Origin of the sequence: Amygdalobacter nucleatus, from assembly GCF_029167365.1 — a bacterium.
GTDB classification, from domain to species: Bacteria; Bacillota; Clostridia; order Saccharofermentanales; family Fastidiosipilaceae; genus Amygdalobacter; species Amygdalobacter nucleatus.
In genome coordinates this window covers 1,402,962-1,427,178 of record NZ_JARFNM010000001.1, presented here as the reverse complement: position 1 = coordinate 1,427,178, position 24,217 = coordinate 1,402,962, and the positions used below count along the sequence as shown (strand labels likewise).

The following is a 24,217-nucleotide window of genomic DNA, read 5'->3' as shown; positions in this document are numbered from 1 at the left end:
CCTCCAATTAGATTCAATAATTTCATTGTAGAGATGGAGGCACTTAGACGAAATAACGTGTATCACAAAGCACAAGTCATAGTAGTTAATTAGTGATTTGAGTCAGAAATCGACAATATATTGGGTGGTTGATTCAGCATGTGACTGCTTAAATCTAAGAGTTAGAGCTAAAAAATAGCTGAGCACAATCTGCTAAATATGCTAAAATGCCCACAAGGTGAAGCGTATTTGCTGCTTGTTATGCTTGAAAAAAGGGTAAATAGTTTACGGAAAGAGGAATTTGATGCATATTATTTTTTCACCAGCTAAGAAGCTGAATTGCGTTGAAGCGTCAACTCAAAATTGGGAATTGAGTCCAGATAGTATGCGTTTGGTCTTTGCCCTAGAAAATTTGTCTGACGAAGAGTTAGCCAATGTGCTTGACTTAAAATCTGAAAAAGCTTTGGCGAAGGTTAAAGCCTACATAGAAAGCTGGCATAAGGGAGCCACCTATACAGCTTTAGATATGTATCAAGGTGTAGCTTATAGAGCATTAGAGGCAGAGACTTTAGATGTTGCGGCGCGTAATTATTTAGCCAAATACCTCTACATTTTGTCTGCTTTATATGGCCCAATTAGTCCGCAAGCTCAGATTAAGCCCTATCGACTAGATTTTAATAGCAAGCTTGTGCTTGATGGCATGAGTTTGCGTGCTTTTTGGCAAGCTAAGTGGGATGAGCTTTTGCAGAAAGATGAGCTTGTTATCAATTTGGCTAGCTCAGAATTTGCAAGCGTTTTGACAGCTAGCATGTATGATTGGCTTGATTTTGATTTCTATGAAAAATCTGACAGCAAATTACACAAATCTTCTACGCAATTAAAACAGGCGCGTGGCCTTTGTTTACGGGCTTGTGCGCTACAAAATGTGACGGAGCGTGATGGCTTCAAGCAACTTGAATTTGCTGATTATCATTATGAAGAAGCTCTTTCTACGCCCAATAAATTTGTTTACGTGCGTAAGCGAATGTAGGAGAGATAAAGCTTGAACACAGTGAAAGAAGTTAGCAAAATTTTAAAAGATCCTAATGCATTTTGCTTGAAAAATAGCTTAAATTAAAAGCAAGAACTGAAGTTCTTTAGGCGGTAATTCATATGCGGAAATTTAGAATTCATTTATTGGCTGTAATGTTTTTTCTTTTAGTATTTATTACGAAAAATTTGGTATTTGCAAGTGATACACTAAGTTTAGCTGTTCCTAAACTTCAAGTAGCAAGAGGTAGTTATGATGCAGAAATCATTCAATATATTCAAGCTAATTGGACTTCATTTTTAGGTAGAGATGAACTTGATACATATGCACATTCTAAAATAGAGATTGGCGAACCATATGGAATATATAGTCTCGATACGAATCAGATGATAGATACGCAGTTTCCGATGTATGTGGATGGAAAATGCATTCAGGTATTAACAGTTTTCAAGGACAAAACGGGAAAATTGACTTGGTCTGCTACAATTAGCAAAGAGTTTTTACAGTTGATTGATGATCTTAAATTAAAAGTTGGCAAGTATCGCTTTGAAACTAAAGATAATCCATCTGGCGGTGCACCTTATTTTGCATTGGTACCATTAGACGAAAGAACAAGCGATGATGGCGTTTCTTATTCAGATATTAGTAAGCCTATCATTACATTAAATCCGCTTGAGGTTAAAAAGACAGGTGATGATAAGAGTTCTGACTATCCCTATAAGAAAATATTGCCTATGGAACCAAGCGAGACGCAAACAGATAAGCCTTGGTGCGTATGCAAAGCGCATGAGGATAAAAGCGTGGTAATCACCCCGCTATTTATATGCCTTCAAATTTTTTAATTCGCTTCTTAAAAATCTGAAGAAGACTAAAGTGGTGACAAGTGCTGAGATAGTGTCGCTTATAGCTTCGGCGGCATAGACGGCACAAATTTCAGGCTTGATGAAATTAGGCAAAATATAAATCAGCGGAATGAGTAGTTCCACTTTGCGTGAGTATGATTCAGTTAGATAAAATCAGCGTATCATACGGTGAGCAAAAGGTTTTTGAGAATTTATCATTGACGATTGAGGATAATGAATTTGTCGCAATTGTCGGGAAAAGTGGTAGTGGTAAAACAACTTTACTTAATATCATCGGCTTATTGGAATTTCCTCATTCTGGTCAGGTGCTTATTGATGGCGAAAAATATAATTCAGCGCATAAACGCTTACTTTACCATCGCTCACAAGTTAGTTTTTTGTTCCAAAATTATGCTTTGGTTGATGATCTTTCTGTCAAGGAAAATTTAGAGATTGCCTGCAAGTATTCAAGCGTAAATAAGGCTAATAAGACATCTCGACAAGAGGAAGATGAAGATGCGTATTTAAAGCAAGTATTAGCTAAAGTAGAATTACCTGAAAATGTGCTGAATAAAAAGATTTTTCAATTGAGTGGTGGTGAGCAACAAAGAGTAGCTTTAGCGAGATTGCTACTAAAAGATGCCAAATACATTTTGGCAGATGAACCAACGGGCAATCTTGATATTGCTAACCGCGATATTGTTTTTGCCATTCTGCGCCGATTGAATAAGCAGGGCAAGACAATTGTTTTAGTTACCCATGACCTAGACATAGCACGTAAGGCCGATAGAATAATAAACCTTGATGATTACTAGGGAAAATAAAAAAAGACTGTATCTTAGAAGGTTGATTTTGCAGTGCGGATTAATAAGCCTTTACTTACAAATAAGCAAGCTATCTTAAGATAGCTTGCTTATTGTTATATCGTATCGAAAACGGCTTGATTAATTTATTATACAATTAGCAAAATCATGGAATGGAAACTAGCCAAATCACAGAGTGAGAATTAGCCAAATCGTGGAATGAGAATTAGCCAAATTATGGAATGGGTGATAATACCCATCTTTGACAGCTGGAAGAAGATAAAAGCTCAGGAATACCCCCAAAAATTAGGGATAAACTTAGCTTAAGGAGTCAAGTTAAAAAGTGCGTACATTATTTAGACTTTTTAGAAATACAAAAAATATTTTTCATAGATGAAACAGGAATATATTCCGTATCAGTTCTAAAATTAGCAAAGTCATGTAAAGCATCGGTAATATTAATTCCATCATAGCAAGGAACATAAGTAGCATCGTCATAAGACTTAAAAGAGAAAATCTTCAAAGTGTTAATTAAGCTTTTGTTAGTAAGCGTAGGAACAAGCGGCATAATTTTAGCTTTAAGAATTCTAAAAATCAGTAAAGCAAGGAAACAGGTTAGGAAGTGAGCAAGGATTCTATCGTCATTTTGTAAAAAGACAGGTCTAGCCTTAAATTCAGTTTTGAGCATTCTAAAAGCATCTTCAATTTGCCATCTTTCATGGTTAATTTTGAGAATTTCACAAGGATCATCATCAAGATTGGTGCAAGCAGCGTAAAAGCCATCATATTTAGCATCTTCCCAAATAGCTTTCTCATCTAAAGCATAAACATGCTTTTCTACTAATTCACCATCGTTAGTCATGGAATAATCCTTAACATAACGCAAAGGATCATTAGGTCGTTTTCTAGAAATAGAACTAGGTTGTTCAAGCTTCTTACAAGCACGCTTTAACTGTGTACACCTATTTCTTGCGCGTTGAATACGCCCTTATAAATTGCTCTGTATATACTTGGATAGCTTATCTGTAATTTATCATTCTCCAATTTTAGACGTCCCTGTATTTCTTCTGGTGACCATCGCTTTCTTCGTTTCTCGTAAGCTGCTTGAGCTAAGCTTGGTTGATAGTTGCCATAATCGTTACTGAACGTACATTTGTTACGTTTAAGCTCTCTCGAAATGGTAAATTTATTTCGCCCTGGTTTATTAGCAATGCTTGTTATACTATTGCCTGTTGCTTTCAAATACAGGATCTTTTCTCGCTCACTTAGTGTAAGATGTGCATATGGGTACATGGTTGTCACCTGTGGTTTGAGTTATTTTATTTTAACAGAAGCGCCTTGTACCTTCTTTTATTTTTCGTTGCACTTACAGTGTAAATTCAAGCCCCAAAAAACAAGCCGCCTTTAGAGACGGCTTGCTCCTTATTGTGTCATATCGACAGCTTGCCTAACTTATTGCAAAGCGGCCAAAACAGACTCTTTGTTCAGCTTGATCATTTCGACCTTGCTGGAAATAGCGCGGCTATCCATGATAATCTCACGTTCCAAACCCGGCTCATGCAACTTTGGCATGAAGAAATCATTGAAAGCCTTAAGCTCAGCTTCAGTATGGAAGATATTAGAAGTTGCGGTGATAAAATAGGAGAATGACATATCGCCACACAAAGCCTTATTCAACCATGGCCACTCAGCTTTCATCCATTCAAAAGCCAAATCTTGTGCCTTGTGGTTAGATAATACACCATAGTACCAGCTGCAGACATCCTGAGGCTTAATCACATCAGCTTGCTTGAACTTGCTAATTAATTTTTTGAGCTGTTCAACATCTTGACTTGCACTCAAAGCCTGACGCAAATGTTGACGGAATTGTGTATCAGAAGTTTCGACATAAGCTTTTAAGAACTTATCGAACAAGTCCTTAGAGCCAAACTGCTTCATCTCATTGCGTAAGACAGCACTTCTAATGGCAGCTGGCAAATTATAAATATCATTGACATTGGCTTGATAAATTTCATGTAAAGCCTTAATGACTTGCTCATTTTCAGCATAGAGTGCCAAATTGAGGACAACTGGACGAGCCAGACTATCATCATTGCTTTCGTTAGCCTTTGGCATGACGCCCAAACGCTCAATAGAATTAGCTGTCAATTTGTGGATGAATGCTTTCAAAGCCTTTTCTTCAGCACTATCTACTGTGACGAAATCCATCAAGTTACTTGTTACTTGTGCCAACTTAGTTTGGACAATATTGGACTTGCTATTACCTAACTTTTCCATGAGTGGGATTAAGTTAGCGTAAGGCTGACTACTTGATTGAGCCAAAAGTAAGTTATCTTGCAGGACTTGTAATTGTGAAATAGCATCCAAATTAGCCAATTCCTTGATTAAATCAGCTTGTAAAGTAGCATCATATTTGACAATGAAGTGGGAAACGTTACCAATATTGAGTTGGAAAGCTTTGCCGTTCTTGGCACGTAAAGCTTGGTAATCGCCTAAATTCAATGTCTTTGTCGTCATCAAAGCTGGAACCTCGGCATAGTTACAATGGATAGGAATTTGCCACAAACGCTGAGCATCTTTATGTTCACCGATGAAGAATTGCTCTTGACTTAGGACTAATTGGCCATTTTCAACTTTAGCTTCCACAACTGGATAACCAGGTTGTTCCAACCAAGAATCCATAATTTTGCCAACTTCGAATGAACTTGCTTCTTCCAACGCTGACCAGAGGTCATGACCTTCAGCATTTGCGTATTGATGCTTAGCAAAGTAAGCTTTTAAGCCTTTACATAGAGCTTCGTCACCTAAGAGAGCGCGTACCATGACGAGCAAACGAGCACCTTTGGCATAGACGATAGCTGAATCGAAAATAGCATCAATTTCAGCTGGATCGTTGACCATAACATGCACAGATTGCACACCATCTGTTGCATCGCGGCGTAAAGCAGCAGCAACATCAGATGTATGGAAATTTTCCCAGGCATGCCAGCTTGGCTCCAAAGCGTCGACTGCTACATATTCCATCATGTTAGCAAAAGACTCATTCAACCAGAGATTGTCCCACCATTTCATTGTGACTAAGTCACCAAACCATTGGTGTGCCAATTCGTGGGCAATAACGCCAGCTACTAATTGCTTATTGCTTAATGTTGTGTTGTCAGGATCTAACAGCAAATAGCCCTCACGATAGGTGACAAGACCCCAGTTTTCCATAGCGCCAGCCGAGAAATCAGGGCAAGCCAATTGATATGACTGAGCTAATGGGTAAGGTGTTTGATAGAAGTCCTCATAAAATTCGATGCAACGCTTAGCAATATCTAAACCAAAATCTAATTCCTTAGGAGCGTGAGACTTAGTGGCAAAGACACCAATTTCAACCCCAGACTTAGTATGGGTAATTTTCTTTTGTAAATCACCAAAAGCAAAGGCGATCAAATAAGTTGACATGCGGACTGTTTCTTGGAAATAGTGTACGCCATCTACACATTTCTCCTCTGGTTGGTTCGCAATAACTGTTTCACCAGGTTGTTCATCGTATTTGATAGCTAGTGAGAAAGTTGCTTTAGCTAATGGCTCATCGACACATGGGAAAGCCTGTCTAGCGAAAGTAGTTTCAAATTGGGTGCTGACAATTTGCTTTTTGACGCCGTCAATTTGGTAATAGGATGGATAAATGCCCATCATCGGGTCAGTTAATTCAGTGCTAAATTCAACAAAGACGCTAATATCGCCACTTTCTTTGCCGTTGATTGTAACAGTTTCTGTCTTGTCACTGAAAGTGAAGTCAACAACTTTATCATTGACTTTAACAGAATTAATATGCATGAATTTTTGATTGAGTTCAAAAGTAGGCGTGCAGGCATGACCTTGAATTTGGACATTGCCGTTGATAGTTTTGTTTTCACGGCTGATGTCGAGGAAAATATCGTAATGCTCAGGTTGGAAAGCATCGTATAAACGTTTAGTTTCTGCCATAGTTTTACTCCTTTATGTTAAATGTTCAATTCTTTAATTTTAATAAATTATCCAGCTAAATACTAGCGCTTGGGCGTGATTTGTGGAAAAAGGAGAAGATGCTTAGGCGCAAACAGCGTAATATAAAAGAGGCTTGCTTTCTATGTGGCGCTATTTCTGTTTAGCAAATGAAAATGGAACGAGGCGTCTTTCATTGTAAATTTCAATTTTTTGTATTTTCTACCAAGCTTGCTAATTCGAGAGCTTCCATGAATGTTTTAAATGATTTAACTCTACTTTTTACAGAAGCAAGCATTTTAGGATTATGCAATTCTATTAAGGCGTATATTTCTTCATCACTTTTTTTAGCTGGCTGTTTTAGGATGCGACCGCCAGTAACGGCACGGGAATTTTTATAACTGTAATGCAGGCCTAATAGATGGGGCAAAGCCCAAAAATTTATCTGCAAAAAGAACTTTCTATTTGTAGCTGTAATTAAAAGATCACTTTTATTAAATTGTTGCCACCAATCTAGTGTTTTTCGTATTTCGTTAGCCATAAATTTTACTCGTTTAGGTTATATAACGAAAGCCTTGCAGATTACCTACAAGACTTTCAAAACTTTAACGTGTTACGATCACAAAGATACCCACCCACGCTTTGGTCTACCTTAGCTATCAAGGTAATGCAGTTTCACCATGACTGATATTTCTGACCACTCAGCTTAGGGTAACGGTATGCACGACCGCCAGATCTCAAACTTTATTTATAAATCCATTTTAGCATGCGATAGTCTTAAATATAAATTGTAAATATTTAACGATTGGAAAATAACAGGCAAATCCAGCGAAGTTTGCGTAAAAGTTGCGTGAGCTTTAAATAGACACTTGTAAATGCTTGAAAATTATGTTTCTGGCTTGACTCAAAATTTATAGCTGCATTGACAAAAACCGTGATTTATTTTATCTTGATATACGGCTTATATACGGTTATCATAACTGCATATTGAACAGCTAGCGAAAAGCTAATAAAGCAGTAATTTGCTGAATTAATCCTATATTTAGGGATATACAGCAAGTTAGTAAGGAAAATTAATGAACGTAATGTTTACAGAATTAAAGGAGTTTGTCTTGCCTAAGTGGGAAGAACTTCCACTAAAGCGGATGTACGGAGAAGAAATCTGTACATTTGTTAATCAACTCATGGCACCTTTACACAACGAGAAGATTCATTTGACGCCGACAATGATTCAGAACTATCTCAAGTGGAATTTGTTACCACCTATTAAAGGCCGTAAATATGAGCGAGAACATCTAGCTTGGTGTATTTGCATAACGTTGTATAAGCGCATTTTGCCAATCAAAGACGTTGCAAAAGGAATTACTTTACAGCAAAATTTTATGAATGTAGCTGAAGCGTACGATTGCTTAGCTGAATTTATTAATCAAGGCTTTAGGACTATGTTTAATAGTCTTGCTAACAATGATGGTCAGATAGTTTTGCCTAATTTACCTGCCAACGTGCAATATGTTTCGTTAGCTTTGAGCGCGCAGACTTTCGTCTTTCAATGCTTTTTGGATTACATTGTGCAAAGCGGAGGCGTTGAAGCTGGCGGACTTTTGACAAGCACCCTAGCTAAAGTGGAATAAAGCAAATTCAATATATTCCCCCAATAAGAAAGTGAGCTTATTATGCGTAAATGTTGTCAATCAAATGAAAATTCAGCTACTAGTAATTCAGCCATAAAGCAGCCGGAAATTATAAAGCATCCAGCATCCATGCTTGTAAGTGGACAGAAGAAAGTTACAGATTTACGTCAGCTATTACGAGATACTGTGCAAACTTGTCCAGATAAAGTAGCGTATATTGAGATGCCAGATGATCCCAATGCCCCTGTCAGCTTCACGTATAAAGAACTGGAAGCTCGCATCAATGCCTTAGGTACGGCTTTGAGCGCACCTTATTTTCAAGAAAAGGTAGAAGATTGTAATCTGCCAGGTCTAGAAGGGATGAATAAACCACGTTTAGCTATTTTGGGTGATAATTCAGTCGATTGGATTGTGGCGCAAAATGCGGCCATGTTTGGCGCGGGCCTAGCTGTTCCGTTGGACAAACAATTAGGGCTTAAGGAATTACAGGGCCTACTTAGTCGCTCTAGATGTCGCAAAATTTTCTTAGATGCTAGCAAAAAAACGCTCATAGATGGCATTTTGGCTCAACCTGGTTCCATCACTGACCTCATATTAATCGGCGGCAAGCAGATAAAGGTAGCTACTGATTTAGCTTCGCAATTTAGAAAAGATACGAGTGCAACGAATTTAGCTACAGATGTTGCCACGAATTTGGCGTTAGATAAGCCAGAGGCTGCTATCATTTCACCTATTTGTACGGTTAATGGAGTTCGTGTTTGGCGCTTGAATGATTTAGAAGTTGCAGGCCAGACAATGCTTTTAGCAGGGCAAGATGCTTTCTTAAAGGTAGAAATTGATCCCAAAGCTCCAGCTGCCATATTTTTCACATCAGGCACTACCTCCAAAGCCAAAGGCGTGGTCTTATCGCACAGTAATATCAGCCACGTGGAATACATTTGCCGAGCTTCCATTAAACTGCCATATGACAAAATGGTCCTCTCGGTCTTGCCTTTGCATCACACTTTGGAAAATTCGGCGCAATATGCTTGGTGGGGCCATCGGCAGACAATTGTTTTCAATAATGGGTTGCGTTATATCAGCCAAAACCTCCAAAAATTTCCAATTGAATTAATGGTCACAGTGCCTCTATTACTTGATAATATAAAGCGGCAAGTAGAACATGCCTTAGCCAAACGTGGCAAACAAAAACAGTTCGCGCTCTTGTGCAAATTAAGCCATTTTGCCCTAAAATTGGGTATAGATTTGCGCCCTCGCTTGTTCCAAAAAGTCAGAGAGGCTATTTCACCTAATCTCAAGCTGTTTATTGTAGGTGCAGCAGCTCTCACCCCTGAAACGGAGGCTTTCTTTGCTGAAATTGGTTTTTCTGTTTACGTTGGCTATGGCTTGACTGAAACAGCACCTATTTTAGCTATGAATAGCAATTTTTTACAGGTGGCAGGCAGCGTTGGTACTTTTGCAGCCGGTGTCGAAGCTAAATTTTTGCAAGATGGACAAGCTGAATCTACAAGCCAAAATCAAGGCGAAGTCTTGGTACGTTGTCCTAATCTTATGTTAGGTTATTACGAAGATAAAGCAGCTACACAAGCTGCAATTGATCGAGATGGCTGGTTCCATACTGGTGATGTTGGCTATTTGGACGAACATGGAGCTTTGTTTATCACAGGCCGTGTGAAATCGATGATTGTCTTAACAAATGGTAAGAAAATTTTCCCAGAAGAGTTGGAAGCTTTGATTGCTTTGCCAGAAATAGTGGATCAGGCAATGGCATTTGGCGGACATAACAAGCGAGATACAATTGATGTTTGTCTGTTATTGCATTTGAATGAGGCTGTAAAAGCTAAACTAAAGCCAGGTGAAGAATTACCATATACAATAAAAGAGCAAATTCAACAGGAATTAGCCCGTATTAATGCACAAGTTCCACCCTACAAAGCTATCAAATACTGGGCTTGGACCATAGATTCTTTCGTTATGACATCAACCTTGAAGATCAAGCGTGAGCCGACTCTAACGAAATTGCTTAATGGTCTAACGGGCGAAGATAACTTGTGGCGTGAACTAAATGGCAAAGAGGTAAAACTGAAATAAAGCGGTGGCTAGTTTTGTTGGGAGAATTACACATTTGCGTTTTGCGTAAAAAAATCAGGTAGCGCATAAATGCACTACCTGCAAAACTCACGTTTTCAATTCGTGACTTCACGATAAAGCTAATAGATCAATTTGTTAATTGCTTTTTTACAAAAATCATAAGTTTGGTTAATAGAAGGGGAGGACTTATACAAATAAGCATTACGAAGCATTCTTTCATTAAAAAGCTGGGATAGCTCATTTAGTGAGTGACTTTTTAAAATGGTATGATTTCAATAAATACGGCTATTGGATAATTAGGATTTTAATCACGTCCTTACTCGTAAAGATGATGTAATTATAGCTATAAAACATGTCTTTATGTGAAAATTAATATAGATTTGGCTGAATATCGGCGCAAGAATGACCTGCGTGCAGTTAAGAAAAATTGCACAATTCCTTCTTGGCTTAATTTTCAGGCAGAAACAGCAGGCTTAAATTTCTCAGCCGTTTTGCAAGCTGCTTTGAAAAAAGAATTACACATCGAGGACAAGTAAACAAAAGCTTGACGGTTCATTTTAGATAATTTTGCACTCCTAATGCCATCTATTTGGTAGATTGATATGTTATAGTTGTATCAACAAAAAGCAAGGAGATACAAGATGCAACAGATTAGGCAGTCCCAAATAAAATGGCTTACAGATCCTGAAGTTTATGCCGTAAATCGTTTAGAATCACATGCGACATTAAATTACACAGTACCTCTAAAAACAGCTAACAGCAGTGTGCAAGTTAAGCCTTGCCAATCTTTAGATGGAATTTGGCAAGTGAAAGTATTAGATGCGAACGATTTTCAACTTGACACAGATAAAGCCATTTGCGGCCAAGCTGAAGCTGCCATTTATCAGGCAATTCAAGTGCCAGGCCATTTGGAAACAGCAGGCTTATTACAAGCCAAATATGTCAACATTCAGTATCCTTGGGACGGCCATGAACAGGTAGAATTAGGGCAAGTGCCTAAAGCCAACCATGTGGCTGTTTATCGTCGCCAATTTAAGTTAGATGCGCCACTTCAAACTTTACTCTCTCAAGGTGGGCAAGTGACTCTAACTTTGCATGGCGCGCAGACAGCTATTTATGTTTGGTTGAACGGAAATTTTGTTGGCTACGCCGAAGATGCCTTTACGCCGAGCGAATTTGCTGTAAGTTCCTATCTCCAAAATGAAAATTTATTAGTTGTTGCTTGCTATGAATATTCTAGTGCTAGTTGGCTAGAAGATCAGGACTATTGGCGCTTGCATGGCTTGTTCAGATCAGTTGAGTTAGAAGCTAAACCAGCTATCCATATTAATAATGTAAAAATAGATGCAGATTATGCTAAAACGAGTGAGACAGCGAGCTTGAATTTGGAATTAACATTAAGCAAACCATTCACAAATGGCGAAAACTTAAGCTTTAAGCTGACAGATTTAAGCGATAGCACTAATTTGAACGATAGCACTAAGAAAGAAGTTATCTATTGGCAGACTAAGCTCAGCCCTGCTGATACAAGCACCTTAAAAATAAGTTCAGGACAGTTGAAAGGCCTACAAGCTTGGAATGCTGAAAAGCCTAATTTGTATCGTTTAACTATAGACATATGCACAAGTGAAGGGCAGCTCATTGAATCAGTTAGCCAAAAAGTAGGCTTCCGGCGTTTTGAAATTGTTGATGGCATCATGCGCTTGAATGGCGAAAGAATTGTCTTTAAGGGCGTAAATCGGCATGAGTTTGATTGTGAACGTGGACGAGCAATTACTTATGACGATATGCTCAGCGATGTTAAATTTTGTAAACAACATAATATTAATGCTGTACGCACATCTCATTATCCAAATCAAGCTGCTTGGTATGAGCTTTGCGATGAATATGGTCTTTATCTAATTGATGAAACTAATTTGGAAACACATGGCACCTGGGTCAATGCCCATAATGAATTTACACCTGATACAGCGTTGCCAGATAGTAGGGCAGAGTGGCAAGGAGCATGCGTTGATCGTGTTGAGTCAATGGTCAAGCGAGATTACAACCACCCAAGTGTCCTAGTTTGGTCTTTGGGCAATGAATCATTCGGCGGTGATGTATTTAGGGCTATGTATAAGCGTGTCTATGAGTTAGATGGTAAGCGGCCAGTACATTATGAGGGCCAATTTAACGCTAGAGAGTGGGAAGATGTTACAGATATTGAGTCGAGGATGTATGCCCATGCTGATGAGATAGAAAAATATTTGCAGGCAAATCCTAAAAAGCCTTATATTTCTTGCGAATACATGCATGCGATGGGAAATTCAGTTGGCAATTTGGATGAATATATTGCCTTAGAAAAATATTCGCACTATCAAGGTGGCTTTATCTGGGATTTCATTGACCAAGCACTTGTACAAACAAGAGCAGACGGCACGAAATATTTAGCCTATGGTGGTGATTTTAACGATCGACCGACTGATTATGAATTCTGCGGTAATGGCTTATTATTTGCAGATCGCAAAGTTAGTCCCAAAGCCAAAGAAGTGAAACAGCTTTATGCAAATTTGCGCTTGCAACCACATGAAAATGGAGTGCGCATTAGCAACAACAATCTTTTCACCTCAACGGAGCATGATTTGTTTGTGTTAAGGCTCTTAGCAGACGGAGAGGAAGTTTGGCGTGAGTGTAGACAGTTTGTAGTCGAAGCTCAAACGACAAAAGATTGCAAAATTGCTTGGCCGTTAGATTTGTATGCCAAAACAGCTGAAGAATTGACGCTAGAAGTTGTACAGACTCTATCTGAGCCTACCTTGTGGGCTGAGGAAGGCTATGAATTAAGTTTTGGTCAGTTAACGTTAGAAACAGCTAGCTTAGGTAAATTAGTTGGAGCAACAACGGATATAGCTATTTCTAATTACGCGCTTAGAGAAGCTAGCTCAAATTCGTTAGCTAGAGTTACCATTGGGCGCTTCAATGCTGGCCTAAAAACTGCTAATGCCGAATTTCTTTTCGCGTATGCTAAAGGTGGCCTCGTTTCGCTTAGAAACGGTGAGAAAGAATTAGTGTTAAGTCGGCCGAATTTAACGACTTTCCGCGCTTTGACAGACAATGACAGAGGTGCTAATCATGCTTATGAAAGAGCTATGTGGGAAGTTGCTGGTAAGTGCGCAAAGTGTGTCGATTGCCAAGTTCAGCAATTAGACAATTCAATATTACAAGTGACTTACAAATATCTTTTGGCCAATAATTTAGCTACGCCCGTAACGGTGGCTTATACAGCTTATCCAAATGCTAGTTTACGGATAAAGGTAACATATCATGGCGAAAATGCCGCTAAATTGCCAACTTTGCCAGCTTTTGGCTTAGAGTGGCTCTTGCCCTTAGAATATAGCAATTTGCGCTTCTATGGCCTTGGCCCACATGAAACTTATGTTGATAGGATGCACGCACGCTTGGGCATCTTTAAGACAAATGCTTATGCTGATTCTACACCTTATTTAGTGCCACAAGAAACAGGTAATCATGAGGAAGTTCGATGGGCAGAAATTACAGATGCTAGTGGGCATGGACTTAGAATAAGTCGCTATGCAAGTAATGCTAACTTTGCTTGTAGCTTGTTAGGACATACAAGTGCTGAGATTGAGGCTGCAAAGCATCAGTATGAACTTTCTCAGCCGAGCAAAATGTGTTTGCGCTTGTTGGCTGCTCAAATGGGCGTTGGTGGCGATGATTCTTGGTGTTCACCTGTTCATTCAAAGTATCACCTAAGAGCTGATAAGCCACTAGGATTGGATGTGCTTGTTCATTTGCTTTAATTTGTATTTCAGTATGTAATTTTGCCGTCTAGCTATGCTTTATCTAGGCGGCATTTGTTTGCTATATTGAGCACAATTGAGATGAATAATTATTTGTTTTATATGCTCCATAGGAATCAGTTATCCGCAATTTTCAGATAACTGATTCTTCTTGTAATTCACTATATCCTAATGCTGATGGAATTATGATGTAATTATGACAAAGGAGACTAAACATATGATTAATATTCGACCTGTTTCTGATTTCAGGACTAAATTTCCCTAGATAGAAGAAGCTGTTATTAACTCTAATCCACCAGTATTTCTTGCTAAAAGATCTTATGGAACAATGGCTCTTATTATCCTTGAGCAATACTCTGCTCTTACTGATGATATAGAAAGAAAACTTGATGAAGCAGATACTTTTGCTGCGAATACTTCTATTCGTCTTTCTAAAACTGATGTCTTTAATGTCGCTTGTTTTTGCTTCTTAATAGTTGCTTTTGTTGAAAGATTTAACAGCCTTATTTATTTTGTTTATATTCGTCAGCTAAGATGGCATAAACTTTTTTATCGCAGATACCTGTATTGTTTTTGACAGCCTGGCGCAAGCAACCTTCATATTGCATACTGCTTTTTTGCATGACTTTTCCAGAGCCTGGGTTATTAGCAGCATGGGAGGCTTGAATACGATTGAAATTTTCGCTAGTGAACAAATAATTTATTACAGCTTTAACAGCTTCGGTCATGTAACCTTGATTCCAATATTTACGGCTTAAGACATAACCAATATCAGCTGCTTTTATTTCGTAAAATTGCTTATTTACGCTGATATTGCCGATAACTAGATCAGGTTCTTCTTTCAAACAAATACCCCAGTTGTAGAAATCAGCTTCGCTGTAATGGCTGACAATACATTGCAAATATGTATCTGCATCAGCTACAGACTTATAAGTTGGCCAGGTCACATATTTAGTTACTTTGTCATCACTTGCCCAGTTAGTATACATAGCTTTGCTATCTGTCAGGCGGAAAGGACGCAATAATAAGCGTTCAGTTTTAATAGCTTTAGTTCCGTGCCGGTTTGGCATAGTTAGCTTCCTTTCAAAGTCGTGACTAGATTTGTGTTTGGAACATATATTAGCATGTTTTTGAGTGAAAGCAATCTGTGAAAGAAAATTTAACTTTGACAGTTAAGGGAAGAAAAAAGCATAAGAAGCCCAGGAAATTAACAGCTTTAAGATGTTAATAGCTTCTAAGAATGTAGCTGTATGGCTTTACCTACAATATTATTTTTGTGATAAACCATTATAAATTAGCTTTTCGTTAGGCATTATGGCAATAAACATGAACGGAGCATCAGACTGTGAAAAAAGCAATTATTTTCTTGAGCTTAGCACTTGGTTTATTTGTGCTATTTCAATTTGCTAGGTATCTTTTCTTTAATGCTCCTTTACGTTCAATTTTGGCAGCGATTAAATATGAGGAATATCGGCAGGCACAAGGCATAGATGCGCGCTTGATTCAAAGCAAAAAGGTTTTGGTTGATTATAAGTCAGGAACTGCCTTTGTTAAAGTCCTCTACAAAGACGATCCAGATCATGTGTATGAATATCATTACGCCCTGTATATAGCTAACCTTAAACATCCTTATCAGAAACATAGCTTCCATAAAATGCGTTTAGTAGTATCTACAAGCCCCAAAGCCACAGCTGAATTAAATGAGAAAGCGTTAAACAGTCAGCCCAAATATAAGCCTTTGGATATTTACAACAATTACGTGTAAAAGAGGAGCTAAGCACATATGCAAGATTCCGAGCCAATAGAACAGAAAGCGTTAAGTAGAAGTGAGAGCCAGTTTGCGATCTTAAAAAAGTATTTTGTGACACCTAAGCTATTTTTTAAGTTCATGCTGCTAATTGTGCTTTTGCTTTTTATTATTGTAACAGCTGTTTACGTTTATTTTAATACGCCGTTACGCTCAATTTTGGCAACGATTAAATATGAAGAGTATCGTCAATTACAGGGGATTGATTATGCAAACATTCAATCTAAAAATCCAGAGAAGAATTTCAAAACAGGTGAAGTTTATCTGAAGGTCTATTACAAAGACGATCCACAATTTGAGTATCGCTATATTTACCAGCTTTATCGTCCGTCCAAAGAGAAGCTCCGTACGCATGACTATCACAAAATGCGCCTAGAGGTGTTGTGGCGTGATGGTGAGAAAGAAGAAGGACGCAGCAAGCCTGAGTCTATTTGCAAATATCCACCTTTAGAGGCTAATGCTGAAAATGTAGATCCATACTTTTAGAACGATTAAAAGCTGGGAATTTTCCCAGCTTTTTAATTTGGTGTTGTGCTGAACTTTTAAAATTGATAGCTTAAATTTCACGTAGTTCCCATTGCTTATTTGAAGCTAGGAGAGAGTATCTTTTGTTGTGAAAGTTGAAATTGAGTTTTACATTTTCCCAATTCCTAGGTAGATTTGGCGAGAAGGAAATTTTATCACCATCAAATTTAGCACCTAAAAATCCAAAGAACAGAGTTGACCAGGTTTCTCCTATACAAGCTAAGTGCAGGCCCTCCTTACCAGTGTTGTGCATTATATCGTGTAAGTCTAAATATAGGGCCTTTTGCCAATAGTTATTGGCTGCATCAGAGAGATTGTTCTGAGCTGCAAATAGTGCATGACTGGCAAAACTTAAAGTGGAATCATGTAAACACAATGGCTCAAAGTCTAGCCAAGCTTGTAAGCGTTCTTCTTTAGTGAATTTTTGCGGCATGCGTGACATTAACAATAAAGTATCTGCTTGCTTAATAACTTTGTATCGTTGTAGACGATCAAATGAAACATTGTGGTAGCTTGCTTCATCACCAAACTTAAGCTTTCCAAGATCGATTGGTTCTAAACGGGCAAAGGTTTCATCTGGCAACAAATGACCTGTTTGAGAATCCCTACATACACGTAAGTTCTTACTTAATTGTAGCCAGTTTTCAATTTCTGTATCGGATAGATTTAAAGCTTGATAAGCTTCTTTTCTTGTGACTTTAAGTTCATTAGCTACTTTACAAGCTAATTCTAGGTTGTTTTTTACCATGTAATTTGTAAAAAGATTATTGTTCGTAATTCCACAATATTCATCTGGGCCTTTGCAGAACAAAATATCAGCGCTACCATCAGCTTGCTTTGTACAGCGACTTGCCCAAAAACGTGCTGTCTCGATGAAGACTTCTGTTGCTTCTTTGTAAAAATTCATGTCGCCAGAATAGGCGATATACTGTTGCATTGCGAAAACAATATCAGCTGTAACGTGTAATTCGCTAGCACCAATATCCCAAGTTTCGCATTGTTCCGTACCATCAAAAGAAGTCATCCAAGGATACCTTGCACCAGCACTATTCATCTTCTTAGCATGATCTTTAGCCTGAGATAATGTGTTTACTCTATATTCCATTAAACTTTTTGCCGCTTTAGGCTGTGTGAATATATAGAATGGTAACATGAAGAAATCGGTATCCCAAAAATAACAGCCTTTATAACGAGTATGAGTTAGACCGCGTGCTCCTATACTGACAGTGCTATCATTGGCCGAACAGTTAGCTATTGATTGAAAAATATTGTAGCGAAGAGCTGATTGGTCATTAGAACTACCAGTAATTTCTATATCGGATCTTTTCCATAAATCAGACCAGACTTTTGCTGAATTTGCCAAGAGATTAGAAAAAGAATCATTAATTTTATTGCTGCCTATTCTAGTATCAATATCTCTACTGGTGCTGACACGTGTACAAGCTTCAAAAACGACTTGTTGTCCGCTTGAAATAGAGAAATTCCAGTTCTTAGCAATAACGTTACTATCTGTATGTGAATTTGAACTAGCAATTGGGGCATGAAAAACTATTTCTTCATTGACTTTTAGATTAGTGCCTTGGATAGTAAAACAGCAATTAATATTATTTTCATTTGTACTAGTTGCTTTTAATATAGATAGTTGGACAGTTTCGTGATTTTCCTTGAGTTGATCGTCAGGAACAGGACAGTTACAGCAAGCTGTATTGAGACCTAAACTGAGTGAAATTTTAGCTGAATTTGAAGCTGTGATGTTGTATCTTTGGACGAGCAAGGACGGATCTGCCATACTGAAGAACATCTGATGTTCAATAGATAAACTTATGCCATTATTTCTGGCAGTATATGTTTGTGTTCGTAAGCCTGTTTTAAAATCAAGCTGTGTTTGAATAGGCGAATTAAATATCATATGTTGCTTGTTACACTCAATATCAGCCCAGATTGGTGTGGGTAGGTTTACAAAATCAGTAATGCCAGGCTTGATTTCGCCAAATATACCTGCAACGAATAGACCAATTTCAGCCGAGCGTTTCTCTTGGAAAAATGGCATATAAGCTCTTGCACCCATACGACCATTACCAGTAAAAAAGATACTTTCTGCGAAAGAATCTTCTGTGTTTGAACTTGTTGAGATAGACCACGGCTCTAAACTTAAATTTTGTTGCATGAAGAATACACTTTCTACTTGAACATGCTGTATATAGCGTGACAGAGAAAACCAGCACATGTGGCAAACGCTTCACCTGTTGTACAATATCCAGTTATTTCATCTACACTTTCGCAGGCAATACCGTTATCCATGTGTAATTTTTCAAGGATGGATAAACTGTGCTCTAAACGCCCACATAATATGCTATTTGCTAAACTCAAAATCCAAGGATGGGGAGCATGTGGACAGCCTATTTCATTAATTGGATTGTTAGCAAAGCTATATTTATATTCAGGCGAACGAATCAGATTAACTGTATTTACATATACAGCGTCGTCTGCTTTGCAAAAACCTAACAACGGAAGTAGCTGCAAACTACCAGGCGGCTCATCGTAAATATCATGTTTACCGTTTAAATCAGTTGACCAACAGAAATAGGGTTGACCATTTTCTGATTGCTTTATGCAATTGTTTACAATATCATTCTTAATTTTGGTAGCTAGTGTGTTAAGGCCTTTATATTTGTCTGAAAGGGAGGACAAATCTTTTAGCGCTTTCCACACTAGCACGTTGTCATAAGTGATGAATGGGTAAACGCGTTCATCATCTGTTGGCTGCAAAAAAGTATCATAGAGATAATATTTATTAGCTTTGTGCTGTGCTAATTTATTGAGAATATGGTCAATACCCTGCTGTATGTGGCTTTCGCCTAAAAATGCGTAATCCTTTGTTTGCTTAACATAACGAGTTAAAGCAAGCAGTGGGGCTACTAATTCATCCAACTCAAATCCTGGTTCAAGAACTGTACCATCTATATAACGTGAATGAATACCAAAGTTTCTTTGTTGTTTAGTGTAAACATAATTAAGCATTTGCTTGGCTCTTACAGGGTCAATATCCAATATAGCAGGAAAACTCCATAACAAACTATCACGATCCCAATAAGCAGCACTGACATAGTAACGGGGACTTCTGCTTGTGACCAAAACAAGTTCCTCTGTATCTAGTGTTATACCAGCAGAAAAGAAATAGCAGAAGAATAAGTTCGTATTATACAGTTGTGTCAGCTTGGAATTAGCGAAATGAACGCTTCGTTTTTGCAACCATTTTATGGTTTTAGTTAATTCAACAGCATATGCTTGTCTTAGCATTTCCTTGGCGCTTGTGGCGGCCGAAACTTCTTCAAAGCCCAAGCCCCAATAAAATACAATTGATTTTTCAGATTTAGGAGCTATACAAGTGCTATGACATAAACGGTAGCTGATGCTGCCGTTATTATCTTGCTTAAAAGTATTTAAAGTTGTGACATTTGCCATTGGTGCAAAGGCAAACATTGGAAATCCATTGGTGTATTCAAAAACTAGGCTGTTATTCCAATTACTTTGGAAACACTTAGCAATGCCAGATAGTGGCTTATCTTCATTTACGCAGTGCCAAGACGATGCCCAGCATCCCTCTAAACCAAGCTCGACACTTTGCTCTAAAGAAGCTGTGTTGTTTACGTTTATTTGAACAGCGAAACCACGTTCATCTATTGGTGGTAAGTAGGTAATACTTATTTGTAACTTATCGCGTTCGCAAATTAAATTAGGTAACCAATTGGCAAGCCGTGACCAATTCAAAACTTCTGGAAGTGGAGATTCTGTATTGTTTTGTTCAAGATGAACAAAAGGCTGAATCAATGGCATTTGGGAGTTGCCACGTATATCTATCAGCCCTTTAGCTGCCATATATAGAAAAGTGATGTCTTCTATGGCGCCTGATTGTTCGTTAATTCTGGGGAGAGAAATAAAGTCATTGCCGACAGGCAGATATTTCATATGTATAATTGGCCTCCGTAAGTTGTTTTGGTGGTTAATCGCTTAACCTTGATTGCTAACTAATATAGCAACAAAAAGCTGTATAGTCAACAAATAAAACGGAAAAAAAGTGAATAATGTTGACAAATTAACTATGAAATTGTATTATTACGGCTATAAATAGGTTAAACGCTTAAATAAGCTTATCTATTAGGAGAGGATAATGTATGGGCAAACGTGCAACGCTAAAAGATGTGGCAGAGCGAGCTGGTGTAAGTATAGCAACAGTATCTTACGTTCTTAATAATAAGAAAACTGTTTCGCTATCTACAAAGTCGAAAGTGTATTCAGCCATAGAAGAACTTAATTATGTACCTGATCTTAATGCAAGGAGCCTCTCCAGCAATAAGTCGAAGTTAATAGGAGTTGTTATTCCACAAACTGAGCCAGGCAGTAAGTTGATGCTACAGAATGATTTTTATGGTGAGATAATTGGCAGCATTGAATATTATGCACGCAGAGAGGGTTATCATGTGCTGATTTCAGCTTCTGATGTTGATGAAAGCTACTTGACGTTGACACGCGAACGAAATTTAGATGGAATTATAGTCATTGGAATGTATCCGGACGAGTTTTATCAACAGATGAAAAAGACACAAATCCCAATCGTTTTAGTCGATAGCTATTGCAACGATCACTATTATCATAGCGTGCGTATTGATGACGCTTATGGTAGTTATTTGGCGACTAATTATGTACTTAAACAAGGACATAAACAAGTGGCTTTTCTTTGTGGCCAAATTAAAGAAAACGGTGTAATTAAAAAGCGTCTTATGGGGTATCAACAGGCTTTAGCAGAAGCGGAAATTGAATTTGATAAGGCATTAGTGTATGAAGGAAATGTTGATTATGATAGCGGTATTGCGTTAGCGAAAAGAGTCTGTACTGACCAAAAAGGCGTAACGGCTATTGTTACTAGTGCTGATATATTAGCAGTTGGGGCAATGAAAGGCTTGTACGAATTGGGCATAAGCGTACCGCACGATATGTCAGTTATTGGCTTTGATGATTTGGAAATATCTCGTTATTTGACACCCGGTTTAACTACCGTTCGTCAAGGAATCACTAAAAAAGGTAAAGAGGCAGTTAAATTGCTTCTAGAAAATATTCACGATCCAGATATGACAAAGCGCGAGATTATTATCCCAGTTAGTTTGGTTGAACGTGAATCTGTAAAAAAGATAGGAGAGGGGGTATAAAAAAGACTGCACTACTGGCAAAAGTCCGTGCAGCCACAAACAAAGAATAAGAAATTACTCTTCTGGCTATTAGTTTAAGCGAAGAAGAGCAAAAAATCACGTCTTAGGTCATTTAAGGGAGGAAAAATAATGAAAAAGACACTATCATACGTAGCAGGCTCTCTCGCTGCGATACTTGCACTAAGTGCTTGCAGCGTACCAAAAACTAATAAGGTTGAAACTACGACTGTTAATACAGCAAGTTCGGAAAGCAAGAAAGAAACTTCTGATACCAAAAAGAAAGATGCTGTTACCATTACATTTGCACAGTATTCAGGATCTGGTGACAATGAACAGTATCTGAAGAAAATGGTTGACAATTACATGAAAGAAAACCCACATGTAAAAGTCGATATGCAAACTTATGGTTATGATGATTATTTTACACAAATGACAGCTAAGGTATCTGGTGGTCAGGCTCCAGATGTTTTTGAGCTAAATTATGAAAACTTTGTATCTTATGCTAAAAAAGGCGCATTGTTGCCTCTACAAGAACTTTTGAAAAAATCTAATATCGACACATCAATTTATAACAAAATGGCTTTAAATGCTTTTAGCGCTGATAATCAACAGTATGGTGTACCTAACAGCTTCTCAAACGTTGTTTTGATCTATAACAAGAAATTGTTTGATCAAGCTAAAGTAGCTTATCCAACTGATGATTGGAAATGGGAAGATGCTATGGAAGCGGCTAAGAAGATTCGCGCCCTTGGTAAAGATATTTATGGCTACTATCATCCTATTTCCTTTAATGAATTTTATAAAACAGTAAAACAAAATAATGGCAGCCTATTCAATGAAGATTTTAGTAAATTCACGATGGATACAAAGGAAAATGTTGAAACCCTAAAATACATGGTTGATATGCAACGAGCAAGCAATGTTATGCCAACTCAAGAACAATTGGCTGGTATGGGCGATTGGGACTTGTTTGAATCTGGGCGTTTAGGTATGCTTGTTACCGGTATTTGGGCTTTCCCAGAGTTTACCAAGAATTGTGATTTTGATTGGGATATAGTTGTAGAACCTGGTCATGTTAAAAAGGCTACACATTTCTTCTCTAACGGTTATGTGATTTCTAAGGATTCTAAGGTTGCTGAGGAAGCGGTTAAATTTATAACATATATTTCTTCTAATCGAGCTGCAACTCAAATCAGAATTGATGCAGGTTGGGAATTGCCGCCAGTGCAAGATGAAGAAATTCTTAAACAATACAAAGCTAAAACACCGCCAACTAACAGAGAAGCAGTATTTAAGAGCTTGGATAGCCTTGTAACGCCACCAGTAATTACACAATATGCTGAGTTACAAGATATAGTCGGTAAACATTTGAATGCAGCTGCTAGCGGCGCTGTAACACCTGAACAAGCATTAAAAGATATGCAAGCAGAGTGCGAGAAACAAATTGATTTAAGTAAGTAAGCTTGTTGTTCGGGATAGGCGAAGGCCTATCCCGATGTTTGGGGGATAAGATGAAGAATTATCGATTAGCAAGCTGGAAAACTGCATTGCTATTTTTATTACCAAGCTTAATAGGGTTCCTTATATTCAGTATTATCCCAATGATAATGCAGATTTTTGTCAGCTTGACCAATTGGGATGGATTGAGCGAATTGGTTTTGTTTAGTAATTTTAGCGGCTTTATGCAAGAATTTTATGTTGGGTTGCAAAATTACAAATTTATTCTGACATCAAAAGAGTTTTTACAAGTTATAGGAAATACATTAGAATTTGTGGTGCTGTATATTCCGTTGATGTTAGTTTGTTCGATGATAGTGGCTTTGATTTTAAATAGTCATGTTAAGGGACTAGGCCTATTTCGAGTACTTTACTACATACCTGTAATTACATCATGGGTAGCAGGAGCTTTAATTTGGAAATGGGTTTTAAGTCCTGATTATGGTGCCATTAATAATATCCTGGCTATATTTGGAATAGAGGGTCCAGCATGGTTGCAAAGCTCCAAATGGGCGATGCCAGCTATTGTTTTAGCTTCCGTTTGGAAAGATATGGGCTATTTTGGTTTGATGCTAATGTCGGGTCTACAAGGGATTAATCAGGAATATTATGAAGCTGCTTCTGTAGATGGCGCTGGTAAGATTAAGCAATTTACTAAAGTTACGTTGCCGCTATTAACGCCGACAATATTTTTTGTGATAATAATTAGCTTAATCAATTCTTTCCAACTTTTTACGCAAATTGTGATTATGACACCAGAGGGTGGGCCTCTAAATTCTACGATTGTTATGGTGGAACGCATATATAAATACGGCTTCCGCTATTATCAAATGGGAACAGCTGCGGCATATAGTTGGATTTTGTTCGCAATATTGTTGATTTTGACTATGGTGCAAATGAAACTTCAGAAAAAATGGGTGAATTATGATGATTAAAATAGGGCTAAAACAGAAAAAAAGGTTGAGTAAAGTTATTTTTTATATCCTAGGTCTTTTAGTTGCAGTAATCGTCTGTATACCATTTTATTGGATGA

The 24,217-nt window shown here is 37.9% G+C and carries 19 protein-coding genes; 12 read left to right on the top strand and 7 right to left on the bottom strand.

The genetic code is table 11. The features are described 5' to 3' along the window. The first annotated feature begins 283 nt into the window (after positions 1-283). The 3 genes from PYS62_RS06460 to PYS62_RS06450 all read left to right on the top strand — a co-directional run bounded on the left by PYS62_RS06460 (position 284) and on the right by PYS62_RS06450 (position 2,666). Entirely contained in the window at positions 284-1,009 is a 726-nt protein-coding gene (locus tag PYS62_RS06460; protein ID WP_066714589.1) for a YaaA family protein, read from the top strand. A 122-nt stretch (positions 1,010-1,131) separates the two neighbouring features. Next, positions 1,132-1,851: a hypothetical protein gene (locus tag PYS62_RS06455; protein WP_066714588.1), complete on the top strand. Its 720-nt coding sequence runs from the start codon at positions 1,132-1,134 to the stop codon at positions 1,849-1,851. A gap of 155 nt (positions 1,852-2,006) precedes the next feature. After that, entirely contained in the window at positions 2,007-2,666 is a 660-nt protein-coding gene (locus tag PYS62_RS06450) for an ABC transporter ATP-binding protein (RefSeq protein WP_066714587.1), read from the top strand. Positions 2,667-3,006: 340 nt separating this feature from the next. On the opposite strand, the gene PYS62_RS06445 is transcribed toward PYS62_RS06450, so the two are convergent. The 4 genes from PYS62_RS06445 to PYS62_RS06430 all read right to left on the bottom strand — a co-directional run bounded on the left by PYS62_RS06445 (position 3,007) and on the right by PYS62_RS06430 (position 7,167). Continuing rightward, positions 3,007-3,567: an IS1634 family transposase gene (locus tag PYS62_RS06445; RefSeq protein WP_452038990.1), complete on the bottom strand. Its 561-nt coding sequence runs from the start codon at positions 3,565-3,567 to the stop codon at positions 3,007-3,009. A gap of 35 nt (positions 3,568-3,602) precedes the next feature. After that, positions 3,603-3,947 carry a helix-turn-helix domain-containing protein gene (locus PYS62_RS06440; protein WP_066713691.1) on the bottom strand — a complete coding sequence of 115 codons (345 nt, stop codon included), beginning with the start codon at positions 3,945-3,947 and terminating at the stop codon, positions 3,603-3,605. Between the two features lie 159 nt (positions 3,948-4,106). Further along, a complete protein-coding gene (locus PYS62_RS06435) occupies positions 4,107-6,629 on the bottom strand; it encodes a M1 family metallopeptidase (RefSeq protein WP_066713688.1) in 2,523 nt (840 codons plus the stop codon). Between the two features lie 202 nt (positions 6,630-6,831). Continuing rightward, entirely contained in the window at positions 6,832-7,167 is a 336-nt protein-coding gene (locus PYS62_RS06430) for a PBECR4 domain-containing protein (RefSeq protein ID WP_066713686.1), read from the bottom strand. Positions 7,168-7,702: 535 nt separating this feature from the next. On the opposite strand from PYS62_RS06430, the gene PYS62_RS06425 reads away from it, so the two are divergent. The 4 genes from PYS62_RS06425 (at position 7,703) to PYS62_RS06410 (ending at position 14,148) form a co-directional block, all read left to right on the top strand. Further along, positions 7,703-8,257 carry a DUF1836 domain-containing protein gene (locus tag PYS62_RS06425; RefSeq protein WP_066713684.1) on the top strand — a complete coding sequence of 185 codons (555 nt, stop codon included), beginning with the start codon at positions 7,703-7,705 and terminating at the stop codon, positions 8,255-8,257. Between the two features lie 42 nt (positions 8,258-8,299). Further along, a complete protein-coding gene (locus PYS62_RS06420) occupies positions 8,300-10,348 on the top strand; it encodes an AMP-binding protein (RefSeq protein WP_066713681.1) in 2,049 nt (682 codons plus the stop codon). A gap of 362 nt (positions 10,349-10,710) precedes the next feature. Next, the gene (locus PYS62_RS06415) at positions 10,711-10,884 is read left to right on the top strand and encodes a hypothetical protein (RefSeq protein ID WP_315573643.1); all 174 of its coding nucleotides are present in this window, start codon (positions 10,711-10,713) and stop codon (positions 10,882-10,884) included. Positions 10,885-10,989: 105 nt separating this feature from the next. Next, positions 10,990-14,148 (top strand): glycoside hydrolase family 2 TIM barrel-domain containing protein, encoded by a 3,159-nt coding sequence (locus PYS62_RS06410; protein WP_066713678.1) that lies wholly within the window; start codon positions 10,990-10,992, stop codon positions 14,146-14,148. A 503-nt stretch (positions 14,149-14,651) separates the two neighbouring features. On the opposite strand, the gene PYS62_RS06400 is transcribed toward PYS62_RS06410, so the two are convergent. Further along, a complete protein-coding gene (locus PYS62_RS06400) occupies positions 14,652-15,218 on the bottom strand; it encodes a GNAT family N-acetyltransferase (RefSeq protein WP_066713675.1) in 567 nt (188 codons plus the stop codon). A gap of 275 nt (positions 15,219-15,493) precedes the next feature. Here PYS62_RS06400 and PYS62_RS06395 point away from each other — a divergent pair, with 275 nt between their 5' ends. Together PYS62_RS06395 and PYS62_RS06390 are read left to right on the top strand one after the other, a co-directional pair. After that, positions 15,494-15,913, top strand: a complete 420-nt coding sequence (locus PYS62_RS06395; RefSeq protein ID WP_066713671.1) for a DUF3139 domain-containing protein — start codon at positions 15,494-15,496, stop codon at positions 15,911-15,913. 18 nt (positions 15,914-15,931) lie between these two features. After that, positions 15,932-16,441 carry a DUF3139 domain-containing protein gene (locus PYS62_RS06390; protein ID WP_066713668.1) on the top strand — a complete coding sequence of 170 codons (510 nt, stop codon included), beginning with the start codon at positions 15,932-15,934 and terminating at the stop codon, positions 16,439-16,441. Between the two features lie 70 nt (positions 16,442-16,511). Here PYS62_RS06390 and PYS62_RS06385 read toward each other — a convergent pair whose 3' ends face one another. Together PYS62_RS06385 and PYS62_RS06380 are read right to left on the bottom strand one after the other, a co-directional pair. After that, positions 16,512-18,647 carry a glycosyl hydrolase family 65 protein gene (locus tag PYS62_RS06385; RefSeq protein ID WP_066713659.1) on the bottom strand — a complete coding sequence of 712 codons (2,136 nt, stop codon included), beginning with the start codon at positions 18,645-18,647 and terminating at the stop codon, positions 16,512-16,514. A gap of 14 nt (positions 18,648-18,661) precedes the next feature. Continuing rightward, a complete protein-coding gene (locus PYS62_RS06380) occupies positions 18,662-20,449 on the bottom strand; it encodes a glycoside hydrolase family 125 protein (protein WP_066713656.1) in 1,788 nt (595 codons plus the stop codon). A 206-nt stretch (positions 20,450-20,655) separates the two neighbouring features. Here PYS62_RS06380 and PYS62_RS06375 point away from each other — a divergent pair, with 206 nt between their 5' ends. The 3 genes from PYS62_RS06375 (at position 20,656) to PYS62_RS06365 (ending at position 24,119) form a co-directional block, all read left to right on the top strand. After that, on the top strand, positions 20,656-21,687 hold the full coding sequence (locus PYS62_RS06375; RefSeq protein WP_066713653.1) for a LacI family DNA-binding transcriptional regulator: 1,032 nt from the start codon (positions 20,656-20,658) through the stop codon (positions 21,685-21,687). A 129-nt stretch (positions 21,688-21,816) separates the two neighbouring features. Continuing rightward, positions 21,817-23,148, top strand: coding sequence for an ABC transporter substrate-binding protein (locus PYS62_RS06370; protein WP_082714296.1), 1,332 nt, complete (start codon positions 21,817-21,819; stop codon positions 23,146-23,148). Positions 23,149-23,198: 50 nt separating this feature from the next. Continuing rightward, positions 23,199-24,119, top strand: coding sequence for a carbohydrate ABC transporter permease (locus tag PYS62_RS06365; RefSeq protein WP_066713647.1), 921 nt, complete (start codon positions 23,199-23,201; stop codon positions 24,117-24,119). Positions 24,120-24,217: the final 98 nt, after the last annotated feature.

Bases quoted from the DNA above. Each gene is read 5' to 3' on its own strand.
- PYS62_RS06460 (WP_066714589.1), top strand. From the start codon at position 284: ATGCATATTATTTTTTCACCAGCTAAGAAGCTGAATTGCGTTGAAGCG.
- PYS62_RS06455 (WP_066714588.1), top strand. From the start codon at position 1,132: ATGCGGAAATTTAGAATTCATTTATTGGCTGTAATGTTTTTTCTTTTA.
- PYS62_RS06450 (WP_066714587.1), top strand. From the start codon at position 2,007: ATGATTCAGTTAGATAAAATCAGCGTATCATACGGTGAGCAAAAGGTT.
- PYS62_RS06440 (WP_066713691.1), bottom strand. From the start codon at position 3,947: ATGTACCCATATGCACATCTTACACTAAGTGAGCGAGAAAAGATCCTG.
- PYS62_RS06435 (WP_066713688.1), bottom strand. From the start codon at position 6,629: ATGGCAGAAACTAAACGTTTATACGATGCTTTCCAACCTGAGCATTAC.
- PYS62_RS06430 (WP_066713686.1), bottom strand. From the start codon at position 7,167: ATGGCTAACGAAATACGAAAAACACTAGATTGGTGGCAACAATTTAAT.
- PYS62_RS06425 (WP_066713684.1), top strand. From the start codon at position 7,703: ATGAACGTAATGTTTACAGAATTAAAGGAGTTTGTCTTGCCTAAGTGG.
- PYS62_RS06420 (WP_066713681.1), top strand. From the start codon at position 8,300: ATGCGTAAATGTTGTCAATCAAATGAAAATTCAGCTACTAGTAATTCA.
- PYS62_RS06410 (WP_066713678.1), top strand. From the start codon at position 10,990: ATGCAACAGATTAGGCAGTCCCAAATAAAATGGCTTACAGATCCTGAA.
- PYS62_RS06400 (WP_066713675.1), bottom strand. From the start codon at position 15,218: ATGCCAAACCGGCACGGAACTAAAGCTATTAAAACTGAACGCTTATTA.
- PYS62_RS06390 (WP_066713668.1), top strand. From the start codon at position 15,932: ATGCAAGATTCCGAGCCAATAGAACAGAAAGCGTTAAGTAGAAGTGAG.
- PYS62_RS06385 (WP_066713659.1), bottom strand. From the start codon at position 18,647: ATGCAACAAAATTTAAGTTTAGAGCCGTGGTCTATCTCAACAAGTTCA.
- PYS62_RS06380 (WP_066713656.1), bottom strand. From the start codon at position 20,449: ATGAAATATCTGCCTGTCGGCAATGACTTTATTTCTCTCCCCAGAATT.
- PYS62_RS06375 (WP_066713653.1), top strand. From the start codon at position 20,656: ATGGGCAAACGTGCAACGCTAAAAGATGTGGCAGAGCGAGCTGGTGTA.
- PYS62_RS06370 (WP_082714296.1), top strand. From the start codon at position 21,817: ATGAAAAAGACACTATCATACGTAGCAGGCTCTCTCGCTGCGATACTT.
- PYS62_RS06365 (WP_066713647.1), top strand. From the start codon at position 23,199: ATGAAGAATTATCGATTAGCAAGCTGGAAAACTGCATTGCTATTTTTA.